This is a genomic window from Streptomyces racemochromogenes (assembly GCF_039535215.1).
Lineage (GTDB): Bacteria > Actinomycetota > Actinomycetes > Streptomycetales > Streptomycetaceae > Streptomyces > Streptomyces racemochromogenes.
Genome location: NZ_BAAAWT010000001.1, coordinates 7,392,728 through 7,409,419, shown reverse-complemented (window position 1 = coordinate 7,409,419; position 16,692 = coordinate 7,392,728). Strand labels below are relative to the sequence as shown.

The following is a 16,692-nucleotide window of genomic DNA, read 5'->3' as shown; positions in this document are numbered from 1 at the left end:
GATGCACAACCGTCTGCGGCAGACGGCCGGGCGCCTACGTGAGGACCGGGGTGGGATCGCCGTCTACACCGCGATCGTCACCGTGGCGCTGCTCGCTGTCATCGGCCTGGCCATCGACGGCGGCGGGAAACTGCGGGCGACCGAACGCGCCGATGCGCTCGCGATGGAGGCCGCCCGCGCGGCCGGCCAGGCCATCGACCCGGCCTCGGCCGTCACCGGCACGGACGTCCGCGTCGACCCGGAAGGGGCCCAGGCGGCCGCCCAGGCCTACCTCGCCCGCGCCGGCGCACACGGCAGCGCCACCCTCTCCGCCGACCGGAGCCGGCTCGACGTCACCGTCCACGGCTCCTATCCGACCGTGTTCCTGGCCATCGCCGGGATCGGGTCCATGGACGTCACCGGCCACGGAAGCGCACGCATGCTCCACGGCATCACCCAGCCCCAATAGCCCCACCGACCACCGTGAGAAGGACCCGGCCGATGCCGAAGCCCACCCCCGTCACCACCCGGCCCTCCCGCAGCGGCGGCCAGACGGCGGCCGCGCTGCTGCGCGCCCTGCTCTCCCTGACCGTCCTGGCCCTGCTGCTGGCCGGCCTGCCCGTCCTGCTGTGGTGGGCCACTAACCTGGTCGGCCCCCCGGGCCTGGCCGCCCTCTCTCATCTGCTGTCCACCGAGGACTCGGGACAGGTATTCCTGCTCGTCCTGGCCGCCGCGGGATGGGCTGGCTGGGCCTGCTTCACCGGCGCGGTCCTGCTGGAGATCCCCGCCCAGCTCCGCGGTCGCGCAGCCCCGCAGATCCGGGGGCTGGTCGGACAGCGGGCCGCGGCCGCCCTGGTCGGCACCGTCCTGCTGGCCCTCCCGGCCGGAACCGCACTTGCCGCTCCCAGCGCCGCCGCACCCGTTCCCGCCGCTGTCGGCGTCAGCGCCTCCCCCATCCCCGGCTCCGGCAACGAGGCCGCACCGCACGCCGACACCCCGGCCGACGCGTCGAGCACGGCCGTGACGTACACGGTCCGCAATCTGCGGCCCGCTGAGAGCCTGTGGTCCATCGCCCAACAGACGCTCGGCAGCGGGGAGCGGTGGACGGACATCGCCGCCCTCAACGACGGCCGCACGATGACAGACGGCACGGTCTTCGACGCCGAGCGGCCCATCCAGCCGGGATGGGTGCTCACCCTGCCCGCCAGCGCCACCATCCCCTCCTCCCCGGCAACGGACGCAACCGGAGAGGGGAGCGCCTCGCGCGGCGCCGGCCAGGTCCGGTACACGGTTCGCGACGGGGAGAGCCTCTCCTCCATCGCGGCCGACCAACTGGGCGACCCAGACCGCCATCAGGAGATCTTCGACCTGAACCAGGGCCAAGCTCTTCCCGACGGCGGCACCTTCACCAACCCGGATCTGATCTATCCCGGCCAACAGCTCGCCCTCCCCCACACCTCAGGAACCCAGGCCCCCGCCCCGGCCCCGCGAAGCCCCGAGTCCGGCCCGGCCACGCCACCGGCCACCACCCCGCCGGCGGCGACGGCGCCTGAGCAGACGCCGCCGCCTGCTCAGGCCTCTTCGCCTTCCGCACCGGACGCCGCACCATCGGCCCAGCTCCCGACAAGGACACCTGCGTCCGCCTCACCGACCCCGCGCTCCTCCCCCGCCCAGACCCCAGCCCCGGACGCCACGCGTGCGCAGAGCGCCGCGGCCAGCGTGAACTGGGCGGTGGTGGCGGGACTCGGGACGCTGCTGGCCGCGTCCCTGGCCGGCGCTCTGGGCGTGCGCCGGATTCTGCAACAGCGCCAACGCCGCGCGGGCCAGACCATCGCCCAGGACAACGACCCGGGCACCCTCGAACAGCTCCTGACAGCGGCCGGCGAGCCCGCTGGCGTCGAAATCCTCGACCGCATCCTGCGCGCCCTCGCCCGCCAGGCCGCCACCGACGAACGCGCGCTGCCCGCCCTGCGCGGCGTGCTCCTGGCGGGCAAGGAGGTCCGCCTGCTCCTGGACGAGCCGGCCGACCCCCTAGCCCCGTTCACCGCAGGGCCCGACAGCCGTACCTGGACCCTGGACCCCGCAGCCGTTCTCCCCGATGCCGAAATGCTGAACGACGTCGAGGCCCCCTACCCGGGCCTGGTCACCCTCGGCGCCCACGATGGCGGGCTGCTGCTGGCCGACCTGACCACCTGCCACGTCCTTCTCCTGGACGGCACCCCGGAGGAGGTCCTCGAAGTCGGCCGCGCTCTGGCCCTGGAGCTGGGAACGTCGGGGTGGACCGACTACAGCGAGATCCTCACCGCCGGTCTCGGCAGCCGCCTGGCCAAGCTCCTGCCGCAAGGCCGGATCCGCACCATGCCCCACCTGCCGGCCGTCGCCGCCGACCTTGGCGAACTCCTCCTCGAAGCCCACCAGAGCGGCGAGCAGGTCCTGCCCTGGCTGATGATCGGCGTCGGCGACCACGATCAGGAACACCTGGCCCAGCTCGCCGATGCTCTCGCCGCCGCCCGGAACCTGAAGACCGCCGTCGTGCTGCCTGCGAGTGAGGCGGCCCAGCGCGTCTTCCCGCACGCCGAGATCATCGACGTCACGACAGGGCAGGAGGCCCTCCTCGCCCCGCTCGGCCTGCCCGTCACCCTGCAACGCATCACCGACGAGCAGTACCGGCAGTACGTCCACGCCCTACAGATCTCCACCCAGGACCCAGTACCGGCCACAGGCGCCTGGGAATTCGCGGAATCCCATGATCAGGCGGCCGCGTGCGGACAGCCTCTGACCCTACGGTCCACCACCGCCGATGCCCAGGACCCCGGCAACCCCTTCCCCGCGCTCATCGCCGCCTCCCCGGCCACCACTCCCCAGCCCGTCGGCCACCAAGGCAGCGCCGAAGCCGGGCAGCCAGCAGCAGACGGGGTAGAGACGGCGGGCACGGCAGAGCCCGACGAGACCGGCCAGGCCGCCTCCGACAAGGGGCCGGTACCCGCCCAACCCGCCGCCACCGTGCCCGCCCAGGCCGTCGGCAACGAGCAAGCACCTGTCCGCATCGACATGCTCGGCCCCCTGCGTATCACCGGGACCGCCGCCTCCGCCCACGGCCCCCGCACCGCTGCCGTCGCAGCCCTCCTCCACCTGCGCCCCGGACGCGGCACCGACTACCTGTGCCAGGCCATGGACCCGGTCAACCCCTGGTCCACCCGCACCCTGCACTCCCGCCTGTCCGAACTGCGCAACGTCCTCGGACTCACCAGCGACGGCCAGCCGCTGCTTCCGCGCCCCAAGAACGGCGGCGGGTACGTCCTTCACCCATCGGTCACCTCGGACTGGGCCGAGTTCAAAATCCTGGCCTCCCGAGGCCTCGCCGCAGGCCCCGGGGCCGGCACCGCCGACCTGGAAGCGGCCATGGCGCTGGTCCGCGGCCGCCCCTTCGAGGGCCGGACCCTGCCTTGGGCCGACCCCGTTATCCAGGAGATGCTTTCGCGGATCACCGACACCGCACACACCCTCGCCCGCTGGCACACCGACGGCGACACCCCCGACCTTGACGCCGCCCGCCGCACCGTCCAACAAGCTCTCGAGATCGAAGAGACCTCCGAAGTGCTGTACCGCGACCTCCTCCACATCGAAACGGCCGCGGGCAACCACACCGCAGTGCGGAAGGTGGTCGCACGCGCCCAGCACATGGCCCGCACCTACGACATCACCCTCGACACCGCCACCGAGAACACCATCAGTGACGTCCTCTCCGCTACCCCAGCTCGCATCTAGCGGGGAACAGCTCCTTCGTACGCCACGGGCAGCAGCTCTTGCGGCCGCTGTCCCATCGCGTACCGGACAATCCCGTCAGGCGACCACCCCGGGTACGGAACTCCCTTCCCTAGGGCAGACGGCTCACGGAACACTCTCCGCGCGTGCGGGGTACACACTCGGCTACCTGCCGTGTTGCGGGCTGGGGTGCCCGCGTGGAATTCCGACTGGGGGTGATGCGCTGCCCAGCAGCGGCAAACGCTCCAGGTGCACACCTAGGCCGGCGCCGCCGGTGTCGCTCACTGGAAGGAGCCACCCAAGTACTTCATCCGCTGCCGGTTTTGGTGGGCAGTTAAGTACCGGCGCAATCGGGCGCCCTGGGGGCACCACATCTCTCTGGGGCATCGGTCGCAATCAGCGGCGTGCCGTGCGTAGTTCGCGGCCGCCACTGCTGAACCATTCTCATCAGCCCGTCCCTCACTGGGCTCGGCGCCTGCTTCGCGGAGATCTTGGTGCTCTCCGCCTGGCGGAGAGGGCCTATCCAGCTGAGGTTGGCGGACCGCATCAGCCATCTCATGGTGGGGGTCTTGGTGAGACCTGGTAGGGGCGTCATATGACGCCTTTGGGTCCGTCACGTGACGCTCCGTGGATGCGTCACGTGACGCCTTCTGCATCGCGTTGGGCCCGTCGCTGACGGCGTCACGTGACGGCTCCTGAACAGAGGTGAGCTGCTGTTCGTGGGGAGTCACATGACGTTCTGTGCCGCTTGCGCGCTTGTGCCGGAGCCGCCGGTCGTGCTCGGAACTGGACAGCACAGCCAGGGCGCGCTCCCACAGGACGCCGAGCCCGGTGTCCGTGTCTGCGCCCAGGGGGAGCGTGCAGGCGTAGGTGGCGGGTTTGGGGTGCCGGCCCCCACGGGCGTTCGCGGTCTTCTTGATCAGACAGACCGCCTCGGCAGCTACGAGCACTTTCTGCACGGTCTCCTTGCTGCACCGGCCGACCGCCATCAGGGTGTCCGTACCGAGGAAGGCGTTCGTGCCGTCCTCGTTCGCCGCCTGGCCCATGGCCTGCAAGATCGCGAAGAAGGAAGCGCCGAGGGATTTCCACTCGGACTGGTTCCGGGCTGCTTTCGGAATGTGCTTCGCGGACCGGAGCAGGAACCAGCGCCAGGAATGAGCAGGCGCCCAGCCCCGGCGGATCTCTCCAGGCGCGACATCGTTCGTTCCCTCGACCATGATTCCACATTAGCAACACGGTTTCCCTAAGAGCAACATGCGGAACTTCTGGGAGACCTGGATGCTGTCGGAGCGGCCTGGGTGGTCACAGCAGGACCGGTGATCTATAGGATGGGCATCATGGACAAGACGGCGCAGCGACCGGCCCAAGAGGCCGTCACCGACCTGGAACTCCGGTTCATCGAAGCCGTCGAACACGGACGGCTCCGCGCAGAACTCACCTACGAACAGCTCGGCAGCTACATCGGTCTGTCCAAAAGTCAGGTCAGCAAGCGACAAGACGGACAGATCAAGTACAGCCTCCGCGACATGCACCACATCGGCCAGCTCTTCGGGATCAACCCCCTCGTCATGGCAGCCGGCCTCAGCAACTGGCTCAACGACATCAAACCCGAAGACGTACGACGCCGCCTCCCCCAACCCGTGAACACCACACCCGACAGCTGATACAACTCCCCCAGGTCGAGCGCCAACCAGCACCTCGGCACACAGGGTCCGCCTCGCCGGACGACCCCCGGACGGTTCAGGGAAGGTGGCGCTACGGGAACCGGACTTCACCCGGTGCACACTGCAGCTCTACCCATGCCGAAGAGCAGCGTTCCTACAGCAGCTCGACAGTCACTTTGATGCCGACAATCCGCTGCTCATGGCGCGGGGAGGACTACCCGCCACCGAAGGGACGGACTGACTGCCCGAACGTCACCAAAAGCCAGGTGTAGCCCAGGCACCCGGCGCCACCGCCCCCTCACACGCCCCGTGCCGTGCCGCGCCTCCGCTCTCTCGATCACAACGGACGGCCACTGGCTCCACAACGGAGTTGGCTCCTGGGCCACCGCGACGGCGGGCCCGGACGGAGCTACGGTGCACGAAGGCGGCTCCCGGCCCTTGTTCGAAGAGGTCGAGGCCGACTGGCGGCACTGGGAGCAGCGCGGGGTTCCGGGGCTGTTCGACTTCGGGATGACGGTGACGCCCGAGGAGCAGACTCTCTGGTGCAGTTCTCCCGACGGCGGGCCGTACGCGGCTTGATCTGTCGTTGCCCAGCTACAGGATGCCCGTCCAGTGCCAGGGGCGGGGTCCGTGCCGACCGCGCAGGCAGTCGATGCGGTGTTGTGCTTCGGGCTGCCATCGTGGGTCGCCGACCGCGTGCTGGGCGGCGTAGGTTGCCATGCGGAGTTCACGGGCCCTGGCAAGGACGTTGTAGCCGGCCCAGGTTGTTACGTCGTGCCCGTAGATGTCACAGAAGGCCTCGTACTCCGCGGGGGTGACTGCGCCGGTGGTTGTGGCCCGTACGGCGGTGGAGACGAGGTCCCATTCAGGCGGTCCGGCGGAGAAGCGTTCCAGGTCCATCAGCAGCCATGCGCCTTGGTCGAGCCGTACAACGTTGCCGGGCCAGGCGTCGCCGTGGACGGGGGCGGTGGGGAGGCCGGGTGGGAGACCGGCCTCCCACTCTCCGGCGAGGTCGCCGTGCAGGTCCACGAGCCACTTCCGGTCGTCACTGGTCAGTGTCAGGGCGGCGGAGAGGCGTTCGGGGATGCGGACGAAGGGGTCCAGGTGGCCGATGTCGAAGTTGGGAAGGGGAAGGGTGTGGAGCTCCTTGAGCGCTGCGGCGACGTCCTCGGTCGAACCGTGAGCGTGGGGTGGGAGCTCTTCCCAGAACGTCACGACTCGTCCGGCTCGCTGAAGGGGTTGCTCTACGGTCAGGGGTCGCACGACGGGGATCCCGCATTCCGCGAGCCAGCGGGCGACGGTGATCTCGCGGGCGGCCGAGCTGCCCGTGTCGGCTGGTGCGATGCGTACGATGACCCCTTGGGGCAGCCGCCAGATCTGGTTCTCCGCCACGCGAATCGGTTGGGCTTCGCGCGCGTCGAAGCCGGCTATGGAGCAGGCTTCGTGCAGCGCGTCAATGGCCGGTGCCGCCGTGTTCGTCATGCTCGCACGGTAGCCGCGATCTCGGCCTTGAGGTCAGCGGCTTCCTGGATCTTCGGGTGCAGGCCGGCGAACTTGCCGAGCTCTCGGAGTTCGTCGGCGGCTCGTAGCGAGGTGAGGCTGCCGCCGAGGGCGAGGGCCTTGTGGCCGAGGGAGGCGGCTTCGCGGGGGTCTCCACGCCGCATCGTCAGCGAGGCCAGTTTGGTGCAGGACATGGCCTTGGAGCGTGCGAAGGCCGGGCCGTGGCCTCGTACGGCGGCGGTAAACCGCTGTTCGGCCTGGGCTGGGTCGTAGTCCTTGAGCCCGACGGCCAGGTCCCACAGGGCATAGGCGGTGTCTCCGTTGTGCTGCGCCTCGTCGTAGTACGCCATCCACGGCGGATCGTCCTCGGGGCGTCGCTGGGCGAAGGCGTCATCGGCCGCGCCGACAGCGGCGATCGTCTCCTGGACGTTGCGCATCTTGCCGAAGGCGCGGGCCCGGGCGGTGTGCAGCATGGCCCGCTCGGATGCGGTCAGCCGGTCTGAGCGGACCAGCCCCTTCTCCGCATTGGTCAGGCCGTCGTCGGCCTTGCCGATCCAGATGGCCTGCCGGGCAAGGAAGGAGTAGCCCTTCGCGCGAAGGTGCCAGTGCTGCCCCTCCTCGGCGCACTCCACAGCGACCTTGAAGGCCAGTCGGGCGTCGTCGTGACGGTAGACATCGAAATTGGAGGCTCCCGCGACGAGTCCGAGCCGGGCCACAGCCCCGAGGAAGTCCGGACGCTGGGAGGGCGGGCAGGGAACGGAGAGGAGTCGGATGGCCCACTGCATCGAGTCGGTGGCCAGCTGCCCGATCAGGCCGCCCCCGCCGTAGGTGTTGTCCCAGCTGTGAAGGCCTGCGGCGATCTGCTGGAGCTGGCGGATCTCTCTGGAGCTGATCGTCTCCGGGATCGGCGGTGGGGTGGTGGGTGAGAGCAGGGTGGAGAGGTCCAGGGGGTCGAGGGCCAGCAGGCTCCCGAGCGCGAGGAACTGGCGACGGTACAAGGGATCAGGGCTCCTGGTCGATGCGGATGCGGCGCCTGCATCCAGCATGCGTCCAGCCAAGTGCGGAATGCCTCCCTCCAAGGGGCGGGGGCGGCGACTATCCGCATCACGGCGGCTTCTATCCGCATCACCGAAAGCCATCGCCCACGCCCGGGCGAAGAGCCCCCCGGTCTCAAGGACGGCGTCCAGGCGCGACGGCAGGTCCTCGGGGCACCGGTAGTCACCCTTCTCGATCTTGAGCAGAACATCGACGCTGACCTGCACTTTGCAGGCGAAGGAAGCAGCAGTGGTGTACCCGGCCTCCTTCCGCCTGAGGCGCAGCTCGTGGCCGAACCAAGCCTCCGGTGAACGCGACGGATCGAGGACCTTCTCTGGCTGCGGCATGCGGCTCCTGACCCCTGATGCGGATTCCGCGAGGCATCCGCATCACCTACTGCCCGTATTCCTTGTCAGCTGCCTAAATGGTTGCTGACCGGCGCAGCACCAGTACACACCGCAACCGGACCCCGGAGCAGGGTTTCCGGCCAACGAACTGGACGGACATGGCGAACCTTCTCAGCGCACCTCTCTCGGGGGACCGTGGCGCGGCCGCGGGTGTACCGGGGCACCTGACGCAGGACTTGACGCTGTCGGCGAAGAGCGTCCGCCACGCCAGGAAGATCGTGACGGAGAGCGTCTGCATGTGGGGGCGTGATGACGTTGCCTTCGACGTTGGCATCGTGGTGGCCGAGCTGCTGACGAATGTCCTCCAGCACGCGGATCCGCCCCAGCGTGATGCGGTGAAGAGGGCTCGTCTGGTTGTGCAGGTCCTCCTCGGTCTTCCGACCACCGGCCATCTGGTTGTCGTGGTCCACGACGATGACCCCACGATGCCGGCGGAGCGCCGAGCCGACGAAGGCGCACTCGGTGGGAGAGGGCTGACTCTCGTCCGCGGGCTTACCGAGGAGCTGGCTTTCGTTCCGGCGGACGGCGGCAAGGACGTCGTCGCCGTCTTCTCGCTGAACGAGACGGGCAAGGCCGCAGCGTGAACCTCTCCCCGCGCCGCCCGTGGCCCTGGCCGCAACTGCGATGGAGCTGCCAGCGAACCGCACCGCCCTGTCCCTCGCCCGGATCCGCCCGTGTGCACCTCACGGCCCTGCGGTACCAGGGCAACGTACGCGTCGCCGTCGAGGTGCTGAACGTGCTCGTGGACAACGCCTTGCGGCACGGAACGCCGATGCCGGCGCCTGACGGCGCCCGCATCGGGATACGGCTGGCGCTCATTTCCTGCGGCGGCCTCGCGATCGAGGTCCGCGACCTCGTGGGCGCCTTCCCGCAGTTCGACGCCGCGGTGCGCGGCGAGTTCGGGCGCGGGCTGTGGGCGGCGGGCCGCGCGGGCGCCCAGTTCAGCTGGTGCCTCCACGACGGAGCCGACAGCAAGACCGTCCGCGCGGAGCTTCCCGCCAGCCGCAACACCGACGTCTAGGCCCGTCGCGCTATCGCCTCAACCTCTCTACCCACGGAGATCGCCATGTTCCAAGTCAGCCGGCACGGCTTACCCGAGCCCGTCAACCCGGCCCGCGTGCCGCTGGAGCGCCGCCCGCCGGACCGCGCGGCGTGGCTGAGGGCGGAGAAGGGTCTGCCACTGCCGAAGCCGGACCCGGCCGCCGAGCCGCAGGCCGGCCAGCAGCGTACGCCGGAGGCGGCGAGGGCCCGCTGGTCGCGCCTGCGCCCGCGCGGTCAGCAGAGCCTCCGCCCGATGGAAAGCTCGTGAGCGCCCGGGCGCGGCGCCGGATGCCGCGGCTTCGCTGGGCGATCCGCCACCCCCTCGACGTCCTGGAGCGCTCCGGCTTCGGGCCCGTGCAGACCCTGGCAATCGTCCTGTTCAGCGCGGCGGTCTCCGGCTCGGTGTCCTACGTGTACTTCGTCTACCTGTCCTGAACTTCCGCGCTCGCGCTGCCCCTGACGGCAGTACGAGTACGGACTCATCGGGCCCCGCCCGCTCCCCGTACCACGCGGCGCCCCGCGTGATGACCGGGCAGCCGAGCGGCCGGGGCGCGGCGCCCCGCCGACGCCGGTTTGACGGCCGACGGTCCGTGGGAGCGCCCCGGCCGCCCCCGTTACCGCGGGGGCGGCCGGCCACCCCACCACCCCGACCACGAGGAAGAGACTCTGGCCGCCCCATGTACACGATGACGCTCCTCACCAGTACGCATGCCGAGACCGTGGACGAGCTGCTCGCGCTGCGCGAAGGCGACGGCTATCGGAAGAAGTCCCGGAGTAACGCGGCTGCCCTGTGCAACCTGGTGGCGTACACCGAGCCGGATGTCTCGCTCATGGCCGTCGGCATGTGGGACGAGGCGACTCTGTGCGCCGCGTTCGTGCTGGAGCGGGCCGCGCCGCGAGAGGGCTGGACGCTCGACGAGAGGGAGGAACCCAGTCTGCTGGTCTCCCGCGCCTACACCCACCCTGGGCATTCGCGCCTGGCCCGCACGCTGACCCCCTGGGTGCTGGATCTCGCCTCCCGTCTGCCCGACCCGCCGACGGCCGTGCGCTGCACCGTCCAGCACGCCCTCCTAGCCCGGTACCTGATCCGTAGCTGCGGTTGGCAGCTCGTCCGCGAAGTCGAGACGCACCGCGGCGAGCTTCATCTCCTCCAGCACGTCCCGCGGCGGAGCGACTCCCTGCGCACCTGGATTCGTACGGCGCCGGAGCTGACCGCGTGCGCGGTCGGCTACATCCCGGCTCTTCCTTCACCAGGAGCTTCCTCGTGACTCCGATACAGGCTCCTGCGGTCGCCCTGCGGGAGGACCGCTTCCCCGCCGAACTGACGGTCCTCGTCAGTGGCGAGGGGGTCCACTACCCGGGCAGCCCATGGAAGAATCAGGTCGACCCGCTGTTCGGGGTGGTGTGGGAAAAGTGGGCCGGCCCCTGCACGGGGGCTCCCCTGTACGGCGAGTTCGACCCTGCCGTGCAGAGGGTGGCGGCGGACCGGCTGCTGTGCGCGATGGGCGGGGAGCGGCCGGAGGTGCTGCCGGGCGAGGGCATGCTGTGGCTGCTCCAGACCGACGAGGTCGCACACCAGTGGCCGGCCACCATACTCACGGTCACCCCGCCGATCTGTCTCCCGCACGCCCAGACGGCCCTGAGCCGGTGCGCGGTCCTGCGCCGCGGGCATCTCGCGGTCCGGGTGCCGGAGGCGGAGCCGGTCGGCGTCATCGGCACCCTCTACACCCCCGAGGGACCCCAGGGCGGGGCCGACCAGCTGGTGTTGTTCACCGACACCTCCCGGCTGCCATTCGTTCTGGCCCGCCACCTCGTCCTGGAACTCCGTGGCGCCGTCCCCGACCGCACCTTGCACCCCGAATCCCTTCCCAGCCCTGCCTTACGCGCACTCACCCCGAGGCTCACGTGACCCAATCCCTTGCCACCCCAGCCGGAAACTCTGCTGCCGCGGACCTCGTTCTCGGATCCCACCTGGCCGCGCAGCGCAAGCGCGCCGGCGTGGGTCTGGGGGAGGCCGCCAAACGGATCCGCGTGCTCCCCTCCACCGTCACCCAGTACGAGACCGGCGCAGCACCGATCCCGGAGAACGAGCTGTGCTCGCTGATGAGCCTCTACGGCCAGACACCGGAGGCGATCCGGGACGCCCGGCAGCTGCTGCACCAGGCGAAGCCGGACGAATTCCGGGATTACGGCGGCTGGGCCCGTAACCGCCTCCGCGCGCTGGAGGCCCGAGCCCAGCGCATCACCGCTTTCCCATGCTGGGACGAACCCGCCGTGATGGCCGCGCAGCTCCTGTACTGGACCGGCCTCGCGCTCACCCGCGGCATCGAACTCGGGGTCCTGCCGCACGACCACGGCATCACCTCGCGCACCGGGGTGCTCATCGAGGTCACCATGGCCGGCACCGCAGACCGGGTCTGGGTCGACGACGTCACTTCGCCGGTCTACTCCACCGGGCAGCCCGGATCCAGCCGCAGCGCACTCCTGCGGCAGGTCGAGGCACACGTGCTCAGCCCACGGGACAGCCTTCAGGCCGTACGCGAGGCCGCTGACCGGTGGGCCGATTCTGGCGTGGCTGCGTTGCCCCGGACCCACACGTTCGGCCGGCGTCGGGAACCGGACCCCGCAGTGCCGTAGCCCGGGCCGGACGGCCAGCGACGGTAGATCCACGCCGGGCCGAGGCTGAGGCCCTCGCCTCTCCTCAACTGCCCGGCGGCCGGCCAGTCGTCGCGATTGGAGTGTGTCGGCTCCCACCACTGCAGCGCCAGCAGCAACCCGGGCGAGCGCCTGACGCCGGCCTTCTTCACCGGGCGGGAGGAGCGGGTCCACACCCGTGTCCAGAGCGTCATCGACGAGCGCGGCTACTTCGCCGTCACCAAGTACACCGGCACCTTCATCTGCTCCTGACCCCCTCAACCCTGGAGTCCCCTGTGTCCGCTCAGACCCACGGCAGCCTGACCGGCGCCCGCGTCCTGATCACCGGCGGCGCCGGCTTCATCGGCACCGCGCTGCGCAACGCCCTGTCCGCAGCCCGCGCGCGCCCGGCTCTGCTGGACAACCTCAGCGCGTACGGCCCCACCACCACCAGCCTGCTGGGCACCGGCCCCGACGACCCCGACCTGACCGTCGGGGACATCAACGACGAGACGGTCGTCGGCCGGCTGGTCGCCGAGGCCGACTACGTCGTCCACGCCGCGGCCCACTCCACCGTCCACGGCTGCACCACCGACCCCAAGACGGCCGTCCGGTCCAACCTCACCGGCACCGACACCGTGCTCCGGGCCGTCGCCGGCGCCCGCAACGTCCGCCGCTTCCTCCTGCTCTCCACCGCCCAGGTCTACGGCCACGGAACCCCCGACATCCCGCGCGCCGAGCAAGCCGGCGTCTTCGCCGAGGACCAGCAGCTGGACCCCCTGAACGTGTACGCGAACTCCAAGCTGTGGGCCGAGGGCCACACCCGCCAGCTCCTGGACGCGGCCGAACGCGACTTCGCCATCCTGCGCCCCTTCAGCGTGTACGGCCCTGGCCAGGTCCCCAAGCCCGGCGCCGCCTCCTGGGTGGTGGCCCAGTTCACGATGTACGCCGCGCTGGGGCAGCAGCTCCCGCTGAACAACGGCGGTCACCAGGTCCGCGACTTCATCCACCGCGACGACGTCGCCGAAGCCGTCATGCGCGCCCTGACCGTCCCCGCCGCATCCGGACAGACCCTCAACCTCGGCACCGGCGTCCCGACCGCGGTCCGCGACGTCGCCGAGCACGTCCGCCGCCGCTTCCCGGACGCCGAGATCATCGACGCGCCCCGCGTCGCCCAGGACCCGCTCGGCGCCTGCGCCGACATCACCCGCATGCGGGCCGTCCTGGACTGGGAGCCGTCCGTGGGCGTCGAGGAGGGCATCGACCGCTACGTGCAGTGGGTGAACACCACCCCGAACTCCATTCCGGACTGGATGCGGGCCGAGACCACCACCAGCCGCATCGCTGCCTGGCAGACACCCACCGGTCACCCGCGCTGACCCGCTCCCGGCACACCGACTCGGAGGAACCCCCTATGCGCACACTGCGTACCGGCGTCATCGGGCTGGGCTGGGCCGGCACCGTCCACGCCCGCACCCTGGCCGCCCTGCCCGGCATCGACCTCGTGGCCCTGGCCGACCTGGACCCGTCCAAGCGCGCCAGCTTTCCCCAAGTGCCCACCTTCGACGGTCTGGAACCGCTGCTGCGCCTCGGCCTGGACTACTGCGTCATCGCCACGCCGACCGCGACGCACGAGGAATACGCCCTGGCTCTCGCGGCCGCCGGCGTGCCCGCACTGATCGAGAAGCCGCTCGCACCCACGGGCGAGGCCGCCTGGCGCATCCACGACGCCTTCACCCGCGCCGGGGTCTTCGCCGCGGTCGGCCACACCGAGCGCCACCAGGCCCCCGTCGCCGAGCTCGCCCGCCGCCTGCACCACGACGAGTTCGGTGACCTGTGGCAGGTCACCACCCGCCGCCAGGGCCCCTACTCCGGGCGCATCCTGGACGTCGGCGTCACCCTCGACCTGCTCGTCCACGACGTCGACCTCGCCTCCTGGATCGTCGGCCAGCCCGTCGAGTCGGTCACCGCCGCCACCCGCTGCCTGGCCGGCCCCTACGAGGACACCGTCACCGCGACGACCGTGCTGCGCGGAGGCGTCCTGGCCCACCACCACGCGGACTGGATCACCCCCTTCAAGGACCGGACCCTCCAGGTCCACACCGAGGCGGGGGTACTGACCGCCGACACCATCGCGGGCACGCTCACCCACCACCCCAACGCCGCCCGGCCGACAGGGTTCGGCGCCTTCCCCGGCGTAGCCGCAGGCCAGAAACGCACGATCGCGGTCGTCCGGCGCGAGCCGCCGTTCACGATCGAGCACCAGCTCATGCGCGACGCCCTCGCCGGCAGTGCGGTGCGCGGCCTGGTCACCCTCGCTGAGGGCGCGGCCGCCGTCGCCGCGACCGAAGCCGTTCTGACCGCGGCCAGCACCGGTCACCGCGTGCCCGTTCCCGCCCGTCAGCCGGCCCTCACCTGACCTGCATTCACCGGCCCGCATCTCGGAGGAGCACGTCATGGTCTTCCCGCATGGCCGTTCCCTTCATGAGCTGGCCACCGTCGGCGCACTGCCGGACCACCAGCTCATGGACGCCGCCACCCTCGACTGGATCACCAGCCACCCACCCCAGACAGCCGCGGACAGGCCGCCCATCCAGCCCAACGAGATCCTGCTGCTGCTCCCCGACGAGGCCTGGTTCACCAACCCGCGCCAGGCGGAGGGCCTCCACGGGATCCGGCACGGGGCCCGCGCCTGCGTACTCGCCTACCTCCTCGCCACCGCGTACGGCCTGGACCGGGAGCGCACCACGGCTCTGTGCGTTGCGGCCGCCGTCCACGACTGCCGCCGCCTCGACGACCGCTCCGACCCCGGCCACGGCCGGCGAGGCGCCGACTGGCTCACCGCCCACGCCGACCTGGTGCTGACCGCCCTCGGGTGCGCAGCCCAGGTCCCGCCCGGGCTGCGCGGCGAGGCGGCCCGGGCGATCGCCGCCCACAACCTCCCCTACGACTCCTTCCCGCCCGGCCTCAACGCCGGCTACCTGAAGGCACCGCACCTGGTCGACCTGCTCAAGGCCGCCGACTGCATGGACCGCTACCGCCTGCCCCTACACCGCTGGTGGCCCGACACCGGGCAGTTGCGCGTCCCCGTCCCCCGCTGGCTTCCGGCCTTCGCCCACGGCCTGGTCGTACGCAGCGAGCGGGCCCACCTCGACGGTGCCTCTCACCACCAAGCCCTCACCCACGCCTTGGGCGCCCTCGCCCGCTAGGAAAGGAGGACCTGTGCACCTCTCCCAGCACGAATGGGACTACGTCCACACCGACTTCGCCACCCACACGGCGGCACCCGGCCCGTCAGGCCTCGCCGAAACCCCTGCCGACTGGCTCGCCCAGCACCGCGCCGCCCCCAACGGACACCTCCTCGATATCAGCGGCAACGCGATGCTCCAGACCATCACCAGCGGCCGCCCCATCCACCTAATGCACACGACCCGTGCCCTGGACGTCATCCGAGCCACCGGCGAGCTCTACGGCGCGGCCGGCTGCCTGGTCGGAGCCCTGTACTGCGCGCCGCTCACCGAAACCGCTCCGGGCCTGCGCCCGCACAACCTGGGCTCCTACCTCCTGGACACCAAGAAGGAAAGGGCCACCCTCGTCTTCGAGATCGCCCCGGAACAGGGCGCGCCCGCCAAGGGCCTGGACTACCTCCGGCTCGGCGGCATCCACCTGCGCACCTACCAGATGCACCGGCATTTCCTGACCGGACCCGAAGACGAGCGGCTGCGGCAGGAAGCTGTGCGACGCGTCCGCGCGGCGGCCGGCTTCCTGGACTGCCTGCTCGCCGAGGCCCATGGGCTCGGGGCCATGTCCCAGCGGGCGTTCTTCGGCTACCTCGCCGAAGCCGTCGAACAGTGCCCGTTCCTGGGATACCTGTACTTCGAAGTCCTCACCGAGTACCTGCTCCTGCACTCCGCCGCCCCCGCCACAAAGGCCTACGCCGAGGCGGGGGAAATGAACAACCACCTGTACAAGGACCTCGCGTTCTCCGCCGTCGCGACGATGGGCCGCCTCTTCGACCTGGCCCTGTTCAATCCCGACCACGCGCAGCTGACAGAGCTGATCGGCCGGATCGACCCCAGCCTCACACGTGGTGCCACCGCCTACGCCCGGCTCCGGCTGCCCCACCTGTTCGCCTGCGCGGCACTCGGCCCGGACCGCGACGTCACCACCGCCACCTTCCGCGAGATGGCCGACGACTTCGACGCCCTCGCCACCGCCGCGCCCCACCTGGCAGGGCAGCTGATCTTCCGGGAGATGCGGAAGCTGCCCCGCTACCCCGCCCTCTACGCGGTCTTCGAGCAGGCCAAGGCGAGCGAGGCGTACGGCTACTGGAACCGCGAGCAGATCGCCGCCCCCTTCAACGCGGTCCTACCCAAGGGCGAGATCGGACTCAACCTCGCCTTCCCCCACGCGACGCTCACCGCATGGGTGGCTGAGCAGGGCGATGACGGCCTGCTCCACCCCACCGAGCAGCTCAGCCTGGTGCCGGTGCCCCGGCTGATGGACCTGCGCGGCACCGCTCTGGGCCTGGCCGCCTTCCCCGCCCCCAACCCCCTCCTGCCCGCGACTGCATAGGCGGGCGGCCGACGCCCCGCGAAGCCCCACGTCCAGGCCGACCGCGTCGCCGGTACCGCGGCCTGCCGACCCAGGAGAGCGACGCGCACCGT

General features: G+C 70.9%; 19 protein-coding genes. 16 read left to right on the top strand and 3 right to left on the bottom strand.

Annotation, left to right across the window (positions count from 1 at the left end; genetic code table 11):
- The first annotated feature begins 1 nt into the window (after position 1).
- Both ABD973_RS34530 and ABD973_RS34525 read left to right on the top strand, forming a co-directional pair.
- A complete protein-coding gene (locus ABD973_RS34530; RefSeq protein ID WP_345504346.1) occupies positions 2 to 448 on the top strand; it encodes a hypothetical protein in 447 nt (148 codons plus the stop codon).
- Between the two features lie 32 nt (positions 449 to 480).
- Positions 481 to 3,747, top strand: a complete 3,267-nt coding sequence (locus ABD973_RS34525; protein WP_345504344.1) for a LysM peptidoglycan-binding domain-containing protein — start codon at positions 481 to 483, stop codon at positions 3,745 to 3,747.
- Positions 3,748 to 4,025: 278 nt separating this feature from the next.
- On the opposite strand, the gene ABD973_RS34520 is transcribed toward ABD973_RS34525, so the two are convergent.
- A complete protein-coding gene (locus tag ABD973_RS34520) occupies positions 4,026 to 4,961 on the bottom strand; it encodes a hypothetical protein (protein WP_345504342.1) in 936 nt (311 codons plus the stop codon).
- A gap of 120 nt (positions 4,962 to 5,081) precedes the next feature.
- On the opposite strand from ABD973_RS34520, the gene ABD973_RS34515 reads away from it, so the two are divergent.
- Together ABD973_RS34515 and ABD973_RS34510 are read left to right on the top strand one after the other, a co-directional pair.
- Complete coding sequence (locus tag ABD973_RS34515; protein WP_345504340.1) at positions 5,082 to 5,408, top strand: helix-turn-helix domain-containing protein; 327 nt, start codon at positions 5,082 to 5,084, stop codon at positions 5,406 to 5,408.
- A 438-nt stretch (positions 5,409 to 5,846) separates the two neighbouring features.
- Positions 5,847 to 5,987: a hypothetical protein gene (locus ABD973_RS34510; protein ID WP_345504338.1), complete on the top strand. Its 141-nt coding sequence runs from the start codon at positions 5,847 to 5,849 to the stop codon at positions 5,985 to 5,987.
- A gap of 15 nt (positions 5,988 to 6,002) precedes the next feature.
- Here ABD973_RS34510 and ABD973_RS34505 read toward each other — a convergent pair whose 3' ends face one another.
- Positions 6,003 to 6,890, bottom strand: a complete 888-nt coding sequence (locus ABD973_RS34505) for a phosphotransferase (protein ID WP_345504337.1) — start codon at positions 6,888 to 6,890, stop codon at positions 6,003 to 6,005.
- The gene (locus ABD973_RS34500; protein ID WP_486389283.1) at positions 6,887 to 7,954 is read right to left on the bottom strand and encodes an NsdA family TPR-like regulatory protein; all 1,068 of its coding nucleotides are present in this window, start codon (positions 7,952 to 7,954) and stop codon (positions 6,887 to 6,889) included. Before ABD973_RS34500 ends, ABD973_RS34505 begins: the two co-directional genes overlap by 4 nt.
- Before the next feature lie 494 nt (positions 7,955 to 8,448).
- Between ABD973_RS34500 and ABD973_RS34495 the strand changes: the two genes are divergently transcribed.
- The 12 genes from ABD973_RS34495 (at position 8,449) to ABD973_RS34440 (ending at position 16,600) form a co-directional block, all read left to right on the top strand.
- Positions 8,449 to 8,934, top strand: coding sequence for an ATP-binding protein (locus tag ABD973_RS34495; RefSeq protein ID WP_345504333.1), 486 nt, complete (start codon positions 8,449 to 8,451; stop codon positions 8,932 to 8,934).
- A 92-nt stretch (positions 8,935 to 9,026) separates the two neighbouring features.
- A complete protein-coding gene (locus ABD973_RS34490; protein ID WP_345504331.1) occupies positions 9,027 to 9,371 on the top strand; it encodes an ATP-binding protein in 345 nt (114 codons plus the stop codon).
- A 45-nt stretch (positions 9,372 to 9,416) separates the two neighbouring features.
- The gene (locus tag ABD973_RS34485; RefSeq protein ID WP_345504329.1) at positions 9,417 to 9,659 is read left to right on the top strand and encodes a hypothetical protein; all 243 of its coding nucleotides are present in this window, start codon (positions 9,417 to 9,419) and stop codon (positions 9,657 to 9,659) included.
- Positions 9,656 to 9,826: a hypothetical protein gene (locus ABD973_RS34480; RefSeq protein WP_345504327.1), complete on the top strand. Its 171-nt coding sequence runs from the start codon at positions 9,656 to 9,658 to the stop codon at positions 9,824 to 9,826. Before ABD973_RS34485 ends, ABD973_RS34480 begins: the two co-directional genes overlap by 4 nt.
- A gap of 242 nt (positions 9,827 to 10,068) precedes the next feature.
- The gene (locus ABD973_RS34475) at positions 10,069 to 10,659 is read left to right on the top strand and encodes a hypothetical protein (protein WP_345504325.1); all 591 of its coding nucleotides are present in this window, start codon (positions 10,069 to 10,071) and stop codon (positions 10,657 to 10,659) included.
- Positions 10,656 to 11,300, top strand: a complete 645-nt coding sequence (locus ABD973_RS34470; protein WP_345504323.1) for a hypothetical protein — start codon at positions 10,656 to 10,658, stop codon at positions 11,298 to 11,300. Before ABD973_RS34475 ends, ABD973_RS34470 begins: the two co-directional genes overlap by 4 nt.
- The gene (locus tag ABD973_RS34465; protein WP_345504321.1) at positions 11,297 to 12,028 is read left to right on the top strand and encodes a helix-turn-helix domain-containing protein; all 732 of its coding nucleotides are present in this window, start codon (positions 11,297 to 11,299) and stop codon (positions 12,026 to 12,028) included. The genes ABD973_RS34470 and ABD973_RS34465 overlap by 4 nt, the downstream gene beginning before the upstream one ends.
- A gap of 96 nt (positions 12,029 to 12,124) precedes the next feature.
- Complete coding sequence (locus ABD973_RS34460) at positions 12,125 to 12,298, top strand: hypothetical protein (RefSeq protein ID WP_345504319.1); 174 nt, start codon at positions 12,125 to 12,127, stop codon at positions 12,296 to 12,298.
- Between the two features lie 23 nt (positions 12,299 to 12,321).
- Positions 12,322 to 13,404 (top strand): NAD-dependent epimerase/dehydratase family protein, encoded by a 1,083-nt coding sequence (locus tag ABD973_RS34455; RefSeq protein WP_345504317.1) that lies wholly within the window; start codon positions 12,322 to 12,324, stop codon positions 13,402 to 13,404.
- A gap of 35 nt (positions 13,405 to 13,439) precedes the next feature.
- Entirely contained in the window at positions 13,440 to 14,444 is a 1,005-nt protein-coding gene (locus ABD973_RS34450; protein WP_345504315.1) for a Gfo/Idh/MocA family protein, read from the top strand.
- A gap of 37 nt (positions 14,445 to 14,481) precedes the next feature.
- Complete coding sequence (locus ABD973_RS34445) at positions 14,482 to 15,234, top strand: hypothetical protein (RefSeq protein ID WP_345504313.1); 753 nt, start codon at positions 14,482 to 14,484, stop codon at positions 15,232 to 15,234.
- A gap of 13 nt (positions 15,235 to 15,247) precedes the next feature.
- Complete coding sequence (locus ABD973_RS34440; RefSeq protein ID WP_345504311.1) at positions 15,248 to 16,600, top strand: hypothetical protein; 1,353 nt, start codon at positions 15,248 to 15,250, stop codon at positions 16,598 to 16,600.
- The last annotated feature ends 92 nt before the right edge of the window (positions 16,601 to 16,692 follow it).